The sequence below is a fragment of the Flagellimonas cixiensis genome, assembly GCF_042134615.1.
Taxonomy (GTDB): domain Bacteria; phylum Bacteroidota; class Bacteroidia; order Flavobacteriales; family Flavobacteriaceae; genus Flagellimonas; species Flagellimonas cixiensis.
This window is the reverse complement of record NZ_CP169639.1, coordinates 2,668,272-2,685,149: the sequence shown is the minus strand read 5'-3', so window position 1 is coordinate 2,685,149 and position 16,878 is coordinate 2,668,272. Positions and strand designations below refer to the sequence as shown.

The 16,878-nt window shown below is 42.0% G+C and carries 14 protein-coding genes; 6 read left to right on the top strand and 8 right to left on the bottom strand.

Annotated elements, in window-relative coordinates:
* Positions 1 to 54: 54 nt before the first annotated feature.
* Genes ABT310_RS12035 through ABT310_RS12020 form a run of 4 tightly spaced genes read left to right on the top strand, consistent with a single transcriptional unit; the run spans position 55 to position 5,261 of the window.
* The gene (locus ABT310_RS12035) at positions 55 to 1,761 is read left to right on the top strand and encodes a GMC oxidoreductase (protein WP_375324131.1); all 1,707 of its coding nucleotides are present in this window, start codon (positions 55 to 57) and stop codon (positions 1,759 to 1,761) included.
* A 1-nt stretch (position 1,762) separates the two neighbouring features.
* The gene (locus tag ABT310_RS12030; RefSeq protein WP_375324130.1) at positions 1,763 to 2,356 is read left to right on the top strand and encodes a gluconate 2-dehydrogenase subunit 3 family protein; all 594 of its coding nucleotides are present in this window, start codon (positions 1,763 to 1,765) and stop codon (positions 2,354 to 2,356) included.
* A 3-nt stretch (positions 2,357 to 2,359) separates the two neighbouring features.
* Entirely contained in the window at positions 2,360 to 3,730 is a 1,371-nt protein-coding gene (locus tag ABT310_RS12025; RefSeq protein ID WP_375324129.1) for a Gfo/Idh/MocA family protein, read from the top strand.
* Positions 3,731 to 3,770: 40 nt separating this feature from the next.
* Positions 3,771 to 5,261 (top strand): DUF1593 domain-containing protein, encoded by a 1,491-nt coding sequence (locus tag ABT310_RS12020; protein WP_375324128.1) that lies wholly within the window; start codon positions 3,771 to 3,773, stop codon positions 5,259 to 5,261.
* A gap of 15 nt (positions 5,262 to 5,276) precedes the next feature.
* Here the strand turns inward: ABT310_RS12020 and ABT310_RS12015 are convergent, their stop codons facing one another.
* From ABT310_RS12015 to ABT310_RS11980, 8 genes are all read right to left on the bottom strand, one after another.
* Entirely contained in the window at positions 5,277 to 5,987 is a 711-nt protein-coding gene (locus ABT310_RS12015) for a hypothetical protein (protein WP_375324127.1), read from the bottom strand.
* 128 nt (positions 5,988 to 6,115) lie between these two features.
* Positions 6,116 to 6,709, bottom strand: a complete 594-nt coding sequence (locus ABT310_RS12010) for a hypothetical protein (protein WP_375324126.1) — start codon at positions 6,707 to 6,709, stop codon at positions 6,116 to 6,118.
* Between the two features lie 78 nt (positions 6,710 to 6,787).
* Complete coding sequence (locus ABT310_RS12005) at positions 6,788 to 7,918, bottom strand: formylglycine-generating enzyme family protein (RefSeq protein ID WP_375324125.1); 1,131 nt, start codon at positions 7,916 to 7,918, stop codon at positions 6,788 to 6,790.
* Positions 7,919 to 8,019: 101 nt separating this feature from the next.
* On the bottom strand, positions 8,020 to 8,685 hold the full coding sequence (locus ABT310_RS12000; protein ID WP_375324124.1) for a hypothetical protein: 666 nt from the start codon (positions 8,683 to 8,685) through the stop codon (positions 8,020 to 8,022).
* Positions 8,686 to 8,739: 54 nt separating this feature from the next.
* The gene (locus tag ABT310_RS11995) at positions 8,740 to 9,300 is read right to left on the bottom strand and encodes a hypothetical protein (RefSeq protein ID WP_375324123.1); all 561 of its coding nucleotides are present in this window, start codon (positions 9,298 to 9,300) and stop codon (positions 8,740 to 8,742) included.
* A gap of 99 nt (positions 9,301 to 9,399) precedes the next feature.
* Positions 9,400 to 10,944 (bottom strand): arylsulfatase, encoded by a 1,545-nt coding sequence (locus ABT310_RS11990; protein ID WP_375324122.1) that lies wholly within the window; start codon positions 10,942 to 10,944, stop codon positions 9,400 to 9,402.
* Positions 10,945 to 10,980: 36 nt separating this feature from the next.
* Positions 10,981 to 12,543, bottom strand: coding sequence for an arylsulfatase (locus ABT310_RS11985; protein WP_375324121.1), 1,563 nt, complete (start codon positions 12,541 to 12,543; stop codon positions 10,981 to 10,983).
* A 271-nt stretch (positions 12,544 to 12,814) separates the two neighbouring features.
* Entirely contained in the window at positions 12,815 to 14,272 is a 1,458-nt protein-coding gene (locus ABT310_RS11980) for an alpha-L-fucosidase (RefSeq protein WP_375324120.1), read from the bottom strand.
* A 195-nt stretch (positions 14,273 to 14,467) separates the two neighbouring features.
* Here ABT310_RS11980 and ABT310_RS11975 point away from each other — a divergent pair, with 195 nt between their 5' ends.
* Positions 14,468 to 16,186, top strand: coding sequence for a GMC oxidoreductase (locus ABT310_RS11975; RefSeq protein ID WP_375324119.1), 1,719 nt, complete (start codon positions 14,468 to 14,470; stop codon positions 16,184 to 16,186).
* On the top strand, positions 16,186 to 16,839 hold the full coding sequence (locus ABT310_RS11970; protein ID WP_375324118.1) for a gluconate 2-dehydrogenase subunit 3 family protein: 654 nt from the start codon (positions 16,186 to 16,188) through the stop codon (positions 16,837 to 16,839). Before ABT310_RS11975 ends, ABT310_RS11970 begins: the two co-directional genes overlap by 1 nt.
* Positions 16,840 to 16,878: the final 39 nt, after the last annotated feature.

The following is a 16,878-nucleotide window of genomic DNA, read 5'->3' as shown; positions in this document are numbered from 1 at the left end:
AAACTTAAAGTTGTTTAAATTTAGCAATCTTTAAAACCTAAAATTATATCAAAAATGCCAAATTATAATATTGATGCCGATCCAAAACACACCTACGATGCTATTGTTATAGGCTCTGGGATAAGTGGAGGATGGGCAGCAAAAGAACTTTGTGAAAAAGGGTTAAAAACCTTGGTTTTGGAGCGTGGACCCGTAGTCGAACATGTTGTAGATTACAAAACGGCAAATCTAGACCCCTGGGATATGGATCTACGCGGAGGATTGACTCCAGAAGAACAAAAAAAACATTATAAAGGCATTCGTTCCGGGTTTATTGGAAAAGATACCGAGCATTTTCATGCCAATGATGAAGAAAACCCGTATACCGAGGTAAAACCATTTCTTTGGATTCGAGGCCATCAAATGGGAGGCCGTTCCCTTTTATGGGGAAAACAGACCTATCGTTGGAGCGAAATGGATTTTGAAGCCAATGCCAAAGACGGACATGGTGTGGATTGGCCCATTCGATATAAAGATTTGGAACCATGGTACACTTATGTGGAGAAGTTTGCAGGCATCAGTGGTGAAGCCTTGGGCTTGCCGCAATTGCCAGATAGCCATTTTCTGCCTCCAATGGAATTAAACTGTGTGGAGAAAGAGGTTAAAAAGCGAATTGAAAGCAACTTTCCGGGCAGACATATGATCATTGGTCGAGTTGCCCATTTGACCGAACCCTTAAATGGTAGAGGGCAATGTCAATATAGAAATCGATGTAGTCGAGGTTGTCCATACGGAGCTTATTTTAGCAGCAACGCGGTAACGCTACCTGCCGCCAATGCGACAGGAAACCTTACATTTAGGCCCTACTCCATTGTACAGTCCATTATGTACGATGAAAGCACAGGCAAAGCTTCTGGTGTTCGAATTATTGATGCAGAAACCAATATGGATATCGAATACAAGGCAAAAATCATATTCTGCAACGCATCAACCTTGAGTACTACACAAATTCTATTGAATTCCACCTCCAACCGTTTCCCTGAAGGAATGGGTAACGATAGCGGTGAATTGGGCCATAATTTAATGGACCATACCTATCGCGTAGGGGCCATTGGAAAAGTAGAAGGATTCGATGATAAATATTATAGCGGTAGAAGACCCAATGGAATTTATATTCCCCGTTACTGGAACATCGACGAAAACTCAAAATCGAATAAATTTTTACGCGGCTTTGGTTATCAAGGTGGAGGTTACCGTATGGGTAACGGTGAAGCGGCCAACCGACAAGAATTTGGTGGCAATTACAAGGACAGCATCATGAAACCAGGTCCTTGGGAGTTCTTCATCACCGGTTTTGCCGAATGTTTGCCTTACCACGATAACAAAGTATATCTGAACAAGGATGTAACGGATAAATGGGGACAACCCACCCTTTCCATCGACTGCGAGTATAAGGAAAACGAATTGGCCCAAAATAAACAAATTCAAGAAGATGCCGTAGAAATGCTGGAAAAAGCAGGCCTTAAGGATGTACTTGGGTTTGACAACAACCATGAACCTGGATACGGAATTCACGAAATGGGAACTGCTCGTATGGGCCGCGACCCTAAAACTTCAGTTTTGAACGGCACCAACCAAATTCATGGGGTTAAAAATGTTTTTGTGACCGATGGAGCCTGTATGACTTCAAATTCATGTGTGAATCCATCTTTAACTTATATGGCATTAACGGCAAGAGCAGCAAATCACGCAGTGGAAGAACTTAAAAAAATGAACATCTAAAATGGACCGGAGAAAAGCATTAAAATTTACAGGAAGCATGGCCACGGCAGCCGTTGTGGGTCCATCATTATTATCCCTTTTGCAATCATGTAAAAATGAGACTCGTATAGATTGGGAACCCCAATTTTTGACTTTGGACGAAGCTGCATTTGTTTCCAAAGTAGTAGATATGATTTTACCAAGAACCGAAACTCCTGGAGCGTTGGACGTAAAGGTCGATATGTTCTTGGACAAGGTCTATGCTCAATTGTACAACGAAGAAGGTCAGAACCATGTTCGAAACGAAATAGCAAAGTTCAATGCCGATTGTCAAAAAGATTACGGAGACGATTTTGTAAATCTTTCCGAATCCGATCAAATAAATGCACTACAAAAAGCCGAAGAAACATCAGGGCAGTTTGGAAGCAGTGTTTGGGGAACCACCGTAGGTAATCCAGAGCCTGTTGGATTCTATCGATCCTTTAAATCAGCTGTTTTATGGGGGTATTTCACTTCGGAAGAAATTGGTGAAAATGTTCTCAACTATGACCCTATACCGGGTGCTTACCGCGGATGTCTCCAACTGGACGAAGTGGGCAATAAATGGAGTCTGTAGCCTATGGCTTCCGACAGTTTTTATATCAATCGAAGAAACTTTTTAAAAAGTTCCACTGCCGTGCTGGCGCTGTCATCTTTTGGCGCCTATGGCTTGGATTTGGTGTATTCTCAAAAAAGATATCGCGTGGGACTTATTGGCTGTGGATGGTATGGCACCAGTGACCTCCTAAAGCTTATTCAGGTTACCAATGTTGAAGTGGTCTCACTTTGTGATGTGGATCGTCGACATTTAGAGGAAGCAGCCAATTTGGTTGCTCAACGTCAGTCATCCGGCAAAAAACCAAGATTATATCGAGAATACCGCAAAATGTTGGCCGAAAAGGATTTGGACATTGTTCTGATTGGTTCTCCTGATCATTGGCATGCACTCCAAGCAATCGAAGCTATGGAGTCCGGTGCCCATTTATACCTTCAAAAACCGATAAGTTTAGATGTTTTGGAAGGCGAATCTATTTTGGCAACTGCTCGAAAACTGGGGAAAAAAGTCCAGATTGGCACCCAAAGGAGAAGTACACCCCATTTAATCGATGGAAAGAAAAACGTTATCGATGCTGGACTTTTGGGAAAAATATCCCATGTAGAAATGTGCTGTTACTATCATATGCGTTGGAACGCCAATCCGCCAGTTCAAGAAATTCCCGAATATCTAGATTACGATTTATGGTCCGGTCCCGCTCCCCTTCGCCCTTATGTTGGTTCGCCACACAGAAGGTGGAGAGCCTTTATGGAGTATGGAAATGGCATTGTGGGCGATATGTGTGTGCATATGTTGGATACCGTTCGGTGGATGTTGGACCTTGGATGGCCCAAAAAAATAAGTTCTACAGGGGGAATCTATGTTCAGAAAGATGCTATCGCCAATATTTCTGACACACAAAATGCTGTTTTTGAGTTTGATGAACTCAATTGCATTTGGCAACACCGAAGTTGGGGCACGCCCCCCGACCCGGAATATCCTTGGGCATTTTTCATTTACGGCGAAAAAGGAACTTTCAAAGGAAGTGTGCACCAATATGAATTTATTCCTGCCGGTGAGGGCGAAACCCTAAAAAAACAAGTGGTGTACGAACGGGAAAAATATCCTGAGGATTTAAAAGAAAAAGATATCGAACTGCATACGGCTCCAGCCACCAGAAGACATATGTTGGATTTATTGGCTTCAATAGAGCAGGACACCTTGCCTGTTGCCGATGTAGAGGAGGGACACATATCTACAGCAAGTTGCATTATGGCCAATCTAGCCATGGAACTGGAGCGACCGCTAGTATACCATCCTCAGCAACGCATCATTGTGGACGATACCGAAGCGACCGCGCTTTTAAAGCGAAATTATAGGGGACCCTGGAAACACCCATCGGAAAACTATTTATAGAAACATCTGGTAAAAGCCCATGAACCGACGACTGCAAAACATGAAAAACATTAGTCTTTTTCTTCCTTTTCTATTCTTATTCACTCTGGGATTTGCCCAGCAAACCAACAAACGGACCATTGTAACCACAGACGGGGAAATAGATGATGTGGACACCTTTATCCGGTTCCTGATGTACACCAATGAATTTGATACGGAAGGCCTGATTTATTCAAGTTCTATGTGGCATTGGAAAGGCGATGGAAAAGGCACTACCATGATTTCCGAAATGGAAATGACCCGAAATTTATATGGGGAACGCAGTGAGTTACGATGGCCTGGTACCACTTGGATGCAGGAATTATTGGCAGAATACAAAAAGGTACACCAAAATCTATTGCTGCACGACAATAACTATCCTTCTGCCGAGGCTCTTTTAGAGTTAGTGAAGGTGGGCAATATAGATTTCGAAGGTGAAATGGACCAGCGTACAGAAGGTTCCAAATGGATAGCCCAAAAATTATTGGACAATGACCCAAGAGAAATTTTTCTTCAAGCTTGGGGTGGCACAAATACCATTGCCCGCGCCCTAAAATCAATTGAAGAAGATTATTCCGAACATAAAGACTGGAAATCCATTAAGGAAAGGGTATCTAAAAAAGCTATTATCTATACCATAATGGACCAAGATGCTACCTATAAAAAATACATAGGTCCCAATTGGCCTGAAATCCGGGTTTTTTATAACGCCAATCAGTTTTGGTGCTTTGCCTATCCCTGGAAAATGGTAGTGCCCAAAAGTCAACAACCCTATTTGGAAGGGAACTTTATGGGACCAAACATCATCAATGATCATGGACCATTATTCGGAAAATATTATTCTTATGGTGATGGGCAAAAACAGGAAGGAGACCCCAACCATTTTGAAGGTGATATTTCCAAAATTGTAAATACCGAACGTGGTAGTTTTGCCAAGTTTGATTTTATTTCAGAGGGCGACTCACCCGCATTTTTACATTTGGTGGATGTAGGTTTGGATAATTACGAAGACCCATCTAGAGGCGGTTGGAGTGGTAGGTTTGTTCAATCTGAGGAAAATCCATTTCGGTTTAAGGATGGGGATGCAGCCGCAGATGTAAATCCAGAAACAGGAGAAATGGATACTAGCTATCCACAGACCCGTTGGATCAAACCCATGCAACTCGATTTTGCTGCCCGGGCAGACTGGTGTGTAAAATCCTTTGAAGAGGCCAACCATCCGCCCCAAATCAAGGTGGCAGAAGGCAATGCCATCAGTGCAAGTGCTGGAGATGCCATCACTCTCCATTTATCCCATAAAGATAGGGACGGTGACCCAGTTTACTTCAAGGTTTGGTCCTATGCCGAAGCTGGAAATGGATACGTAAAAGTTGATTTAAAAACAGCTATCGTCTCTATCCAAATTCCCGATTCTGCAAAAAAGGGAGAGGAATATCATGTCATAATAGAAGGCACCGATGCTGGGTTTCCTGCATTGACCCGATATCAAAGGGTCATTTTCAGTATAGAATAGTCCTGAAACAATCCATTATTTAGGAAACAACAGTACAAATACCGCTCTAAAGCCCCAAGATGAACTATTACCATTCCCATAAGGAATTCTGGGACCAACAGCTACCTGAGCCAATTGACTGCCTAAAGAAATTACTTTAGAACCCACAAAATTAATGGTACCCGATGTAGCATGGGCGTCCCAATTTTGGCTCAATTCCGTATTTAAAGTCAACGCATATCCCCCGGCAAAATTCTTGGCTATAAAAGGCTGAAAGAATGTGGCGTTCACATCTGCTCGATCATCATCGCCCGCAATCGACCAAATATGGTTGATCAATGTTCCTATGGTAAGGTCTCCAATTTGTTTTAATCCAACCGCTGTAGGGCCAACTCCGAATTTTCCTGTTCCCAAAAGATCGTCTGTGGCGGTAGGAACCAATAAGGCAGGACCAACACCCCAAATCAATCCACCTGAGGTAGGCTCTTTTGGAGAGAAAAAAGCACTCATCGTGGCATCGCCCAAACCTGTTTGCCTTCCACTGGGTCCAAAAACATCGTTTTGTGAAGTAATCGGAAGAATGACCCGTGCTATTAAATTCCAATTTTCATTTAGACTCATCGGAATTACTGGTTGTACATTCAACGTCATTCGGCTTCCATCCGATGGTCCGATTCCAAAGTCAAAATTCCCTTGAAACGGAACACTGATCAAACTAGCGACAGGGTTTTGGAGCTTTTTTGCCAATTCATCAGCACTTGCGTCCTGAGCTGAAATATTAACTGTATATAGTAGAAAAAAAGAACATAAGGTTATTGTACTTGACAATTTTGGGAGGTTGAAATGTATCATGTTAAGTATTTTTAATTTGGTTATTAAACTTGAATTAATTGTGAAATCGGTATTTGTTTTCCAAAAGAGCTTAATCCTTGCATGGCGTCTTTCATAGAAATATCAAGGTATGTACACTCCGCTTTTGGTATAAATCGTATTTCTCCCGCATCCATTTTTGGTGCATCTGGAATGTAAATGCTAAAAAACCCATTTTCATGCTCTTTTGTAATAAAGGCAATACCATAAAATGATTCCTCCTTTAATAAAATGGGTTTCCAATTACTCACATTTTTGTGTGTTGCAGAATCACCCATCATTTTATACCTGAACATTTGCAGGCTTGGTTGAATCAAGAAAAGTTGATCTTGGATATTTTCACCCCAATCCTTAATAAATCCTTTTCTCAATAACAATCCACCAAAATAACAGAGTAGCAAAAAAGCTAGAATCGTAAATATCGCAATTGTGGCAGTTCCAAAAATGGAATGAATACCAAAAAAATCAACCAATCCACTTACAATGGGGTTAAGAATTGCCCATGCCTTACCTAGAAGAATCATTATTAACAGAAGAGGGATAATCAAAAAGAGCCCTCCAATAATCATGGCTTTTGTTGAACGGTTAAAAAAACTCATTTTTTATGGTTTTAAAAGTTAATGGTCCAATCTACCCTGCTTTTCAATTCTAAAGCATAAAAATCCTTCTTATAAACTTTATAATACTTCCCGAACCAACCTGAAGCCTACGTGCTGCATTCCAGAATCTGGACTTAAACGCATTCTTCGTGCGTTTCTGAATCCTGAACACCAATCATCATTACATAGGAACGATCCACCCCGCACCACCTTGTTGGTGGCCTGTTGATTGTATACCTCTCTTGTTTTATCTGGTCCTTTTGGGTTCACGGCGGTTCCGCCCTGCATTTTAAGTACGTTGTAATAATCTGCGCCGTACCAATCCAAGGTCCACTCCCATACATTCCCCGAGATATCGTATAAGCCATAGGCATTGGGAGGAAATGATTTGACCGGTGCTACAGATTCAAATCCATCTTCCACTGTGTTTTCATAAGGAAATTCTCCCTGTAAAAAATTCCCCCTTTGGTCGGTATCATCCACCATTTCATTGCCCCAAGGATACATGGTATTGTTATTTCCGGCACGCATGGCATATTCATATTCGGCCTCTGTGGGCAATCTTTTGTTGGCCCATTTGGCATAGGCCATGGCATCGTACCATGAAACTTGGGTAACGGGCAAATCTAAAATAGAATCCAAGGTTGGATGGGATCCATCAGGATTTTTCCAATTTACTCCAGTTTGAAAAGACCACCAGTTGGCCAAATTGTCCTTTGGAGTTCCTTTGGGTACATATTGAAACACCAATGCTCCTGCCTTCAACATTTCTTCATCGGGTTTTGGTGTTCCAGGAGGCACTTGTTTTTTTAATTCTTCCCAATCCACATCGTATTCTGCGATGGTTTTGTATCCCGTAGCTTCTACAAACTCCAAAAATTGGCGCACGGTAACTTCATGCTCATCCATGTAAAAGTCGGATACTTGAACGGTGTGTTTTGGAAATTCGTCGGGTTGCGGCAAAGCTGTGGGGGGCATTCCTTCCGAATTCATTGGCATATCCCCTCCCATATCAAAAGTACCTCCCTTAATAAGTACCATTCCCGAGGTGTCTGTTAATCTATTTTCATCAGGTGCAATGCTTCCGATGCCAGCCAAAGCACTTACGTCCAAATATTGCTTGCCTATAAGCGAATCTGAGGGAACATAGCAATAATGGTTGGCAGAAACCACTTCAGTCCCAACCTCCTTTTTTTCAGTTTTACACATGGTAAGTGTGGCTGTAAGCAACAACAACCCTATGCATTGAATACTTTTAAGATGTGTTTGATTGAAGTCCAAAGAATATATATTTATGTTTTTATTTTTTTTTAGAAGATAAAGGTGACAGAAAAAGTGTTAGCCTTTGTAGTATCGGACAAAACAACGGCATTGAACCTTTCTCTTGTGTAATTGAAATTTAAGGTAAATTTTTCCATTTTCTTGTTAAATCCAAGATTCCATTCCCTCGAGTTTATAAATCTAACGCCTAAATCGGTATTGGGCTGAATATACCATTCATAACTTGTATAGACGGACCAATCGTTGCCCAAATCGTAAACAGGCATTATTTTGTAACGTGTTCTAGTGGTAATTTGATTTTCGGAGTCACCAGCAAAAAGCAGATTACGCCATTCCAGTTTAAAAAACTGGTGAAACTTTAGTTTGCTCGATATATCATTGCTGAGCGTTAACCCTGCCCAAGGCCTTACTTCCCAATAATTGTCAATGCTATCATCAAAAGTATTTTCCACAAGAAGGCCTGCTTGAATGCCCCAATTACTTAAATTACGGGTAAGGGTATAACTGGCTCCAAAACGGTACCATCCATCTTCGGTGATAAAGTGTTTGAAATGCCCATTCACCGATTGGTTCCATTCGGTGGATGTGGACAGGTTTTTGGTTACCCCTATATCCCAAAAAAAATTCTCTTGGGAAAGAAGACCCGTTGAAAAGCTAAAAAAAAGTAGGCAGATCAATATTGATTTTGAACTCATCACAACTACAATTTTAATTACACATTTTTAGGGAACTTCAACATAATAAAATACTTAAAACCTTTTAGAAACGCCAAGACCCAATTGAAATGAGTCGAAGGCATCAATACGAATATCGTAGCCCAAGGCCACGATAAACTCCCATTCATTTCCTAATTCCAAACCGTATTCAGAATCGATTCTGATGAGTCCCAAAGTTTCTTCCGGGTCAATATCAGCTCCACCTCCAATTAAAAACGTAAAATGCTTCCCTGGTTTGAACCCGACCATAATTGCAGGGGCCATAGGACGTTCCCTTTCAATGGATTTTCCACCTCCCAACGATTGGGCCACGAATTGTTCCGTTACAAAATCGGTATGTAAACCTACCGACCACTTGTGATTAAGGTGATAGTTGTAAAAAATGGAAAATGAAGGCAACGACAACCTTTTTTTCGATTCGCCCTCCACTTCGCCAGCCCGCATATGGGTATGGGAAAGCAATGCGCCAATTTCATGGTGTTTAAACGCTTCCATTCCTTCCCGTTCCATTTCATCTTGACCAAATCCTGAAAAAGCCATCAATACAAGAAACAAAAATGGAACGAAGGTGTTTTTGACCTTACGAGTAGGCATTGTACTAGGATATTACATTGTTGAAAATAAAATCTGCTTACATAAGAATTCAAAAATGGCTTCCAGCAAGTTTGCTAAAAGCCATTTAAATTTTCAATATTACTGCTTACCCGATTGTAGCTGCTTCACCAGCTCCGAAAAGTCGAGTGTTGCCGCTTTTTGTACTGGAGGGTAGTCCTGTAATGTTTGTATGTGTTCTCCAAGTATCTCCTGAACCGGTTCATTTAAGAATTGCTTTCTTTGGAGAATATCTGAACGATCTGTAGTACTGTCGAAACTTTCAAAAGGGTCAAAGTGCAAATTGTACATGATGGGGAATTTGTGCTTAACGTACGGTGCATAATAATCCTCACTTGTTTGAAAATTCAACTTCCATTGATTAACCCGAATGGCCCTAATATCAGATTCATGATAGTAAATAAAATTATCCCGGTTACTCTCATCCGATTTACCCAGCCAATAATCAAGGTTGTTTACCCCGTCGATATATTGTTTTCTTTCTTTCATCATTTTATCCGCAACATTTGGTACACCCGCGGCTGCGGCCAAAGTGGTAAAAATATCCATATGGGACTGTATGCCTCTTAGGGTTTTACCTGCTGGGATCTTGTCTTTCCACATGACGAGCATGGGAACACGGACACCACCTTCATAAGTGGTCATTTTTTCACCTCGGAAAGGAGTGGTTCCACCATGGGTCCTGGCACTGTGCTCTGGGCCATTATCCGTAGAATAAATCACAATGGTATTTTCTAACGCTCCCATTTCCTCAAGTTTTTTAAGCATTTCTCCCACCATCATGTCATGCTCCATCATGCCGCTACCATAAAAATCATGTTCTGTGGTATAGGGCAATGCCAAATAACGATTTTCGGGTTTTAAATGGGTAAACATGTGCATTCTGCTTGGGTTAAACCATACAAAATATGGCTTATCATCTTCCTGTGCCCTTTTAATAAAATCGATGGAAGCGGCCATAAACTCCTCGTCCACGGTTTCCATACGCTCCTTGGAAAGTTGTCCGGTATCTTCAATTCTTTGTTTGCCCACTTTTCCAAATCTTGGGTCAACGGTGGTATCATCCGTATCGGTGGCATAGGTATGCAAAACTCCTCGAGTACCAAACTTTTTAAAGAATTCTGGATCCTGTGGATAATCTTTTTGTTGATACTCTTCTTGGGTATTTAAGTGGTAGAGGTTACCAAAAAATTCGTCGAAACCGTGCACCGTTGGTAGATGGGAATTTAGGTCTCCCAAATGGTTTTTTCCAAACTGACCTGTGGCATATCCCTGCTCTTTGAGCACCTCGGCCAAGGTCGGGGATTCCTTTTTTAAACCTAACGGACCTCCAGGTCTACCCACTGTTGTCATCCCGCTTCTAATGGGATATTGACCCGTAATCAATGCTGCGCGCCCTGCCGTACAACTTGGTTGTGCGTAATGCTCGGTAAACTTAACCCCTTGCTCTGCAATACGGTCTATGTTCGGAGTGGTATATCCCATAATTCCATTACCATAGGCACTCACATTGCTCCACCCGACATCATCGGGAAAAATAATCAAGATGTTGGGTTTATCTTTGCTTTGCGCCAAAGCTATTCCCATAGAAAGCAATGTCAAAGAGGCCAAAATGTACTTTTTCATAAGGTTGAAATAATAGTTAATTAAAATGTTAAGTGTTTATTTTCTTGTATCCGATTTCAATATGGCCTCAATGGCCTTATTGATGTCCAATGATGCGGCTGCTTGCCGTGGAGGGAAGTCCTTAAATGTTGAAAGATGATCGTTCAGCAATCCAATTGCAGGTTGCATCACCCAAGATTTTTCCATGATCAAATGGAAACCGGTTATGTCATCGTATTTTTCAAATGGATCTTTACGCAAATTGAACAACTGAGGCATTGTATGCGAAACCATATCATCAAAGTAGCGTTCTTTGGTGGCAAAGTGCATTTTCCATGGCCCGACTCGCATGGCCGTTAAACCAGATTCGTAATAATAGAAGAAATAGTTTCTGGCTGATTTATCAGCTTTTCCTGTCCAATAATCCAAGTTATCAAATCCATCGATATAGACTTTATAGGTCATATCCCCTACCTTCTTGCCTTTCATCAGCTCGTCCTTAATGTTATCGTTACCAACCGCAGCCATTAAGGTAGGAAGCACATCTTCGTGAGCGGAAATTCCATTTCTAATCAAGCCTGCTGGAATCTCTTTAGGCCACCTTACCAAAAATGGGGAGCGCACGCCCCCTTCATAAGTAGTCATTTTTTCACCTCTGAACATCGTTACCCCAGCATGTGGGAAGGTACTTTGTTCGGGACCATTATCTGTGGTATAAATAACAATGGTATTTTCATCCACTCCAAGTTCTTCCAGATAATCCAGCAATTCGCCTACATGGCCATCATGCTCCATTAAACCAGAACCGAATAGGTCCATATCGGTACTTATCGGAGTGGCCAAGTTTCTTGACTCTTCTTTTAAGTGCGTATATACATGCATTCGGCTGGTGGCATGCCAGATAAAAAAGGGTTTGTTGGCATCCTTTGCACGCTTCATAAAGTCCTTGCTTTTAGCAACCAATTCTTCATCGAAAGTTTCCATTCGCTTTGAGGTCAATTTACCAATATCGGTCACCTTTTGCTTTCCAATCACTCCAAAACGAGGGTCTTCTGTGCTATCATAAGTGTCGGTTGCATAAGATTCAATAATTCCACGTGGTCCATATTTTTCATAAAACTCTTTGCTTTTAGGATAATCGGCTTGCTCCTCCTCCTCCGAAACATTTAGGTGGTATAGATTGCCAAAGAATTCATCAAAACCGTGCACGGTGGGTAAATGCTCATTACGGTCCCCCAAGTGGTTTTTACCAAATTGACCTGTCATATACCCCATAGGTTTCAACAATTCGGCCAATGTGGGATCTTCCTTTTTTAACCCTAGTGGATTTCCGGGTTGTCCGACCGTGGTCAATCCAGTTCTCACAGGTTTTTGACCCGTGATGAACGCAGCTCTACCTGCTGTGCAACTGGGTTGGGAATAATGGTCTGTAAATAGAGCACCTTCTTTAGCAATTCGGTCAATGTTGGGTGTCGGGTACTGCATTCCCATGGTGTAAGCGCCAAGGGAGTTGGGTGCGACATCATCCACCATAATTACCAAAATGTTGGGTTTGTCTTGGGCGGATGATACTAAAATACCCCCCATTAGAATCATTAAAAAAGTAAACTTTAACTTCATAATTAGTGTTTAGAATTGAGATTTCTATTATGAGGCCAATTGCTTGACCGTATTAAACAAAAACTGGGGGAAAGGTTGTTTTTATTAATGTAGGAAAATTTCTTTATTAATTAACAATATCGATGTTAAATATCCAACATGTTTTCATTAAAAATAAAGAAATTCAAACAAAACATCCAAAAATGACAAGTGTACTCGGCTCACTTTTTGATCAAGGTTTAAAATTTTGTTTAACGTTTTAAAATGATAACTCTACAGGTAGATTAGCCATTTAATAGACTCCCAAATTCGAAATCAACGGACAACCCAAGGCTTCGATAATTTCCACTTTTAATTTGTTGGTGGCCACCCCTTCCAAAGGCAATATCCGTTTGTTCCCAATGGTGGTTTCCGATGCTATTTTTTTCCATTGACCATCGTTCCAAGCAAATACATCAAAAGCGGCCACACGTTGCCCCAAGGCAATATGCTCTTGTAACACTAAATAGTTGATGTCTTTTTCCGCATCCCATTCCAGTTCTAAAGAAGCTTGGGTTAGTTGATCGTCGGTGGCCCAATAGGTTTGATCATCCCCATCAATCATGTTTTCTGGGGCATATTCGGCAGCATTGCCTCTGAAAGTACTTGCGGTTACCTTTGCACTTTTGGCCAAATTCACTTCAAACACATTATCCAAAATCTTTTTAAAACCTTGTAAGGCCGCTACATCATTCTCATGAAAAAGTCCGCGCTTATCCGGCGGAATATTAAGCAGCCATGTAGAGCCTCTCCCCACCGAAGTCAGGTACCTTTCAAAAAGGTTTTCAGGGGTTCTTACCAAACTATCTTGGGATTCATGATAAAACCATCCCGGCCGAATCGACACATTAACTTCTGCAGGAATCCAATCTGTTCCTCCTGGAGTTCCATGTTGCAATAAGTCTTCAATTCCGAATTTACCTGCATATAAGGTATCTGGAGTAATCGTATTCCAATGGGTTTTTCCTCCAATACCTTTTTCATTGCCCACCCAACGTAGATCAGGTCCCGCATCACTAAAAAACAAAACGGGTGGCTGTATGGAATCGACCATTTTTAAGGTCGTAGGCCAATCGTAATAATTTTGGCGGTCAATGGTTCGTTCCTCTCTAGCACCACAATAGTAGCCATCACCACCATTGGCACCATCAAACCACATTTCAAATATAGGCCCATAACCCGTGAACAATTCCTTGAGTTGGTTTCTATAATAAGTGATATAGGATGGCTGCCCGTAGTCCGCTCGGTTTCTATCCCATGGCGATAGGTAAACGCCAAATTTAAGCCCATGTGCAGCAGCAGCTTCGGATACTGATTTTACAATGTCCCCATTGCCCGATTCAAAAGGACTGTTTTTTATGGAGTGCTCCGTGTAGGCCGATGGCCATAAGGCAAAACCATCGTGGTGCTTTGCTGTTAATACCACCCCTTTAAAACCGGTTTCCTTCAAAGTTTGCATCCACTGGTTGGCATCAAAAGCTGTGGGATTAAAAAGTTCAGGGGACTCATCGCCATACCCCCATTCTTTGTCCGTAAATGTGTTAATGGTAAAATGAATAAAAGCATTCATTTCCATTTTATACCAATCCAATTGTTCTTGGGATGGCAGTGCACCCAAGGGCTCAGGCGGAGTCACTTTTTCTTTTTTCTGACAGGACAAAACAGTTGAAACTGCAATTAAGACTAGGGTGCGGTTAAAATTTCTAATCACTTTTTAAGATTATAATTGGATTAACGAATACTAAAACTTGCACTATAAGTTTAGTAGTTTAAAATTTAAGTTTTTAAAGTAATCAAAACTTTCCGAAAACTCTATTAGCTGACCAAAAGTGATAATGTTAATTGACTCTTTACCTTAAAAAAAACGAGGGGAAATTGATATATTACACCTTTAATAACTGAACAAATGAGTAAATTTTATTACAACCAGGAACAGGAATCCTACGATGCCATTGTGGTAGGAACGGGAATCAGCGGTGGTTGGGCGGCAAAGGAACTTTGCGAAAACGGTCTTAAGACTTTGGTTCTGGAGCGTGGCCCCATGGTAAAACACCGTGAAGACTACCCAACGGCAAATATGGATGCATGGGATTTTCCACATGCAGGAAGTACTACAAGAGAAGACATTAAACAACAAGAAAAACAATCCAGAACTGGATATACCACCAGTGCAGCCTCCAAGCATTGGTTCGTCAACGATTTAGAACATCCTTACAACGAAATCAAGCGCTTTGATTGGATGCGTGGTTATCATGTGGGTGGACGTTCGATAATGTGGGGACGTCAAAGTTACCGTTGGAGCGATATTGATTTTGAGGCCAATAAAAATGATGGCATTGCCGTAGATTGGCCTGTTCGTTATAAAGATATTGCCCCATGGTACGATAAAGTGGAAAGCTTTATTGGGGTTTCTGGAGAAAACTTAGGACTCCCGCAACTTCCAGATGGCGTTTTTGAGCCCATGATGGAGCTCAATTGTGTGGAGCAACATTTCCGTGAACAAGTAGCGGATAAATTCAATGGTCGTGTGGTAACTGCTGGAAGAACCGCACACATTACCAGCGATAAAAAATTTGAAGGTGACGGCCGTGTAAAATGTCAATTTAGAAATAGGTGTATCAGAGGGTGTCCTTTTGGAGGCTACTTTAGTAGTGTTTCCTCTACCCTGCCCACGGCGGAGAGAACAGGAAACTTGACGTTGAGACCAGATTCCATCGTTCATGAAGTGATCTATGACCCAGACACCAAATTGGCGACAGGAGTTAAGGTAATCGATAGGGAAACCAAGGAAGACTTTGTGTTTAAGGCAAGAGTGATTTTCCTATGTGCCTCATCCATGGCTTCCACCTCCATATTGATGCAATCCAAATCTGATAGATTCGAGAATGGTCTGGGGAACGATTCCGACCAATTGGGAAGAAATATTATGGACCACCACCTTGGTGTGGGTGCATCGGGTAAGTTCGATGGTTTTGAGGACAAATATTACAAGGGTAGAAAACCAAGTGGAGTTTATGTGCCAAGATTTAGAAACTTGGGCGGTGACTCCGATATGAAAGACTTCATCCGTGGATATGGTTATCAAGGAAGTGCCAGTAGAGGCAATTGGGAAGAAAGTGTTTCCGAATTATCCTTTGGAAAAGATTATAAAGATGCCATGTTGAAACCTGGTGGTTGGACTTTCGGAATGGGTGGATTTGGTGAAGTGCTACCGTATGAAGACAACCGAATGACCTTGGATTACGACAAGTTGGATAAATGGGGATTGCCCACCGTTACCTTTGATGCCGAATTCAAAGAAAATGAATGGAAAATGCGTGAAGACATGAAACAGCAAGCGGTTGAAATGTTGGAAAAAGCAGGTTTAAGGGATGTACAGCCGTACGACAATCCCGGAGCTCTTGGCTTGGGAATCCACGAAATGGGAACCGCCCGTATGGGTCGTGACCCTAAAACTTCCGTGGTGAACGGACACAACCAAGTACATGCCTGTAAGAACGTTTACGTGACCGATGGAGCCTTTATGGCATCCGCCAGTTGTGTAAACCCTTCGTTGACCTATATGGCCTTCACTGCCAGAGCTGCCAACCATGCGGTACAAGAACTTAAAAAAGGAAACATATAATGGAAAGAAGATCAGCACTCAAAAATATGGGGATGGCCTTCGGGTACGCCGTGGCCACTCCTACCTTACTGTCCCTGTTGAACAGCTGCAAGGACCAACCGGCATTTGCGGAATGGACACCCAATTTCCTGGATAAGGACAAGGGATTTGCCCTGGCACAGACCTTGGACGTGATCCTTCCAAAGACCGACACGCCTTCGGCCACCGAAGTGAACGTGCACACCTTTATCGATGCCTATCTGGACGAGGTGATGCCACTGGAACAAAGGGACTTTGTGATGATGAAGATGGACAAGTTCTACGACAAGGTATTGGCCGATTCGGGCAAGGCATCTTTGATGGACATTGAACCAGCGGACATAGAGCCGGTTCTCAAGACCTATCTTACCAAACGTTCCGACGAGGAGGAGGAACTGCAATCCGAGGCCATCATGAATTACATGGAAGCTATTATGAAAGGTGGGGAGGCAAGCCTGGACGATGAGATCTCCCGCTTTTCTTTCGCGACCGAATTGAGGGATCTGGCCACTTGGGCCTACAAATCATCTGAATATGTGGGTGAAGAGGTTTTGGCCTATCTGCCGATTCCAGGTGAGTATGTTGCCTGTGGGGACCTGAACACCCTTACCGGTGGAAAAGCTTGGTCGATTTAGACCTTATTCAAAATCCATAAAACAAAAGGCCCCTTAAAA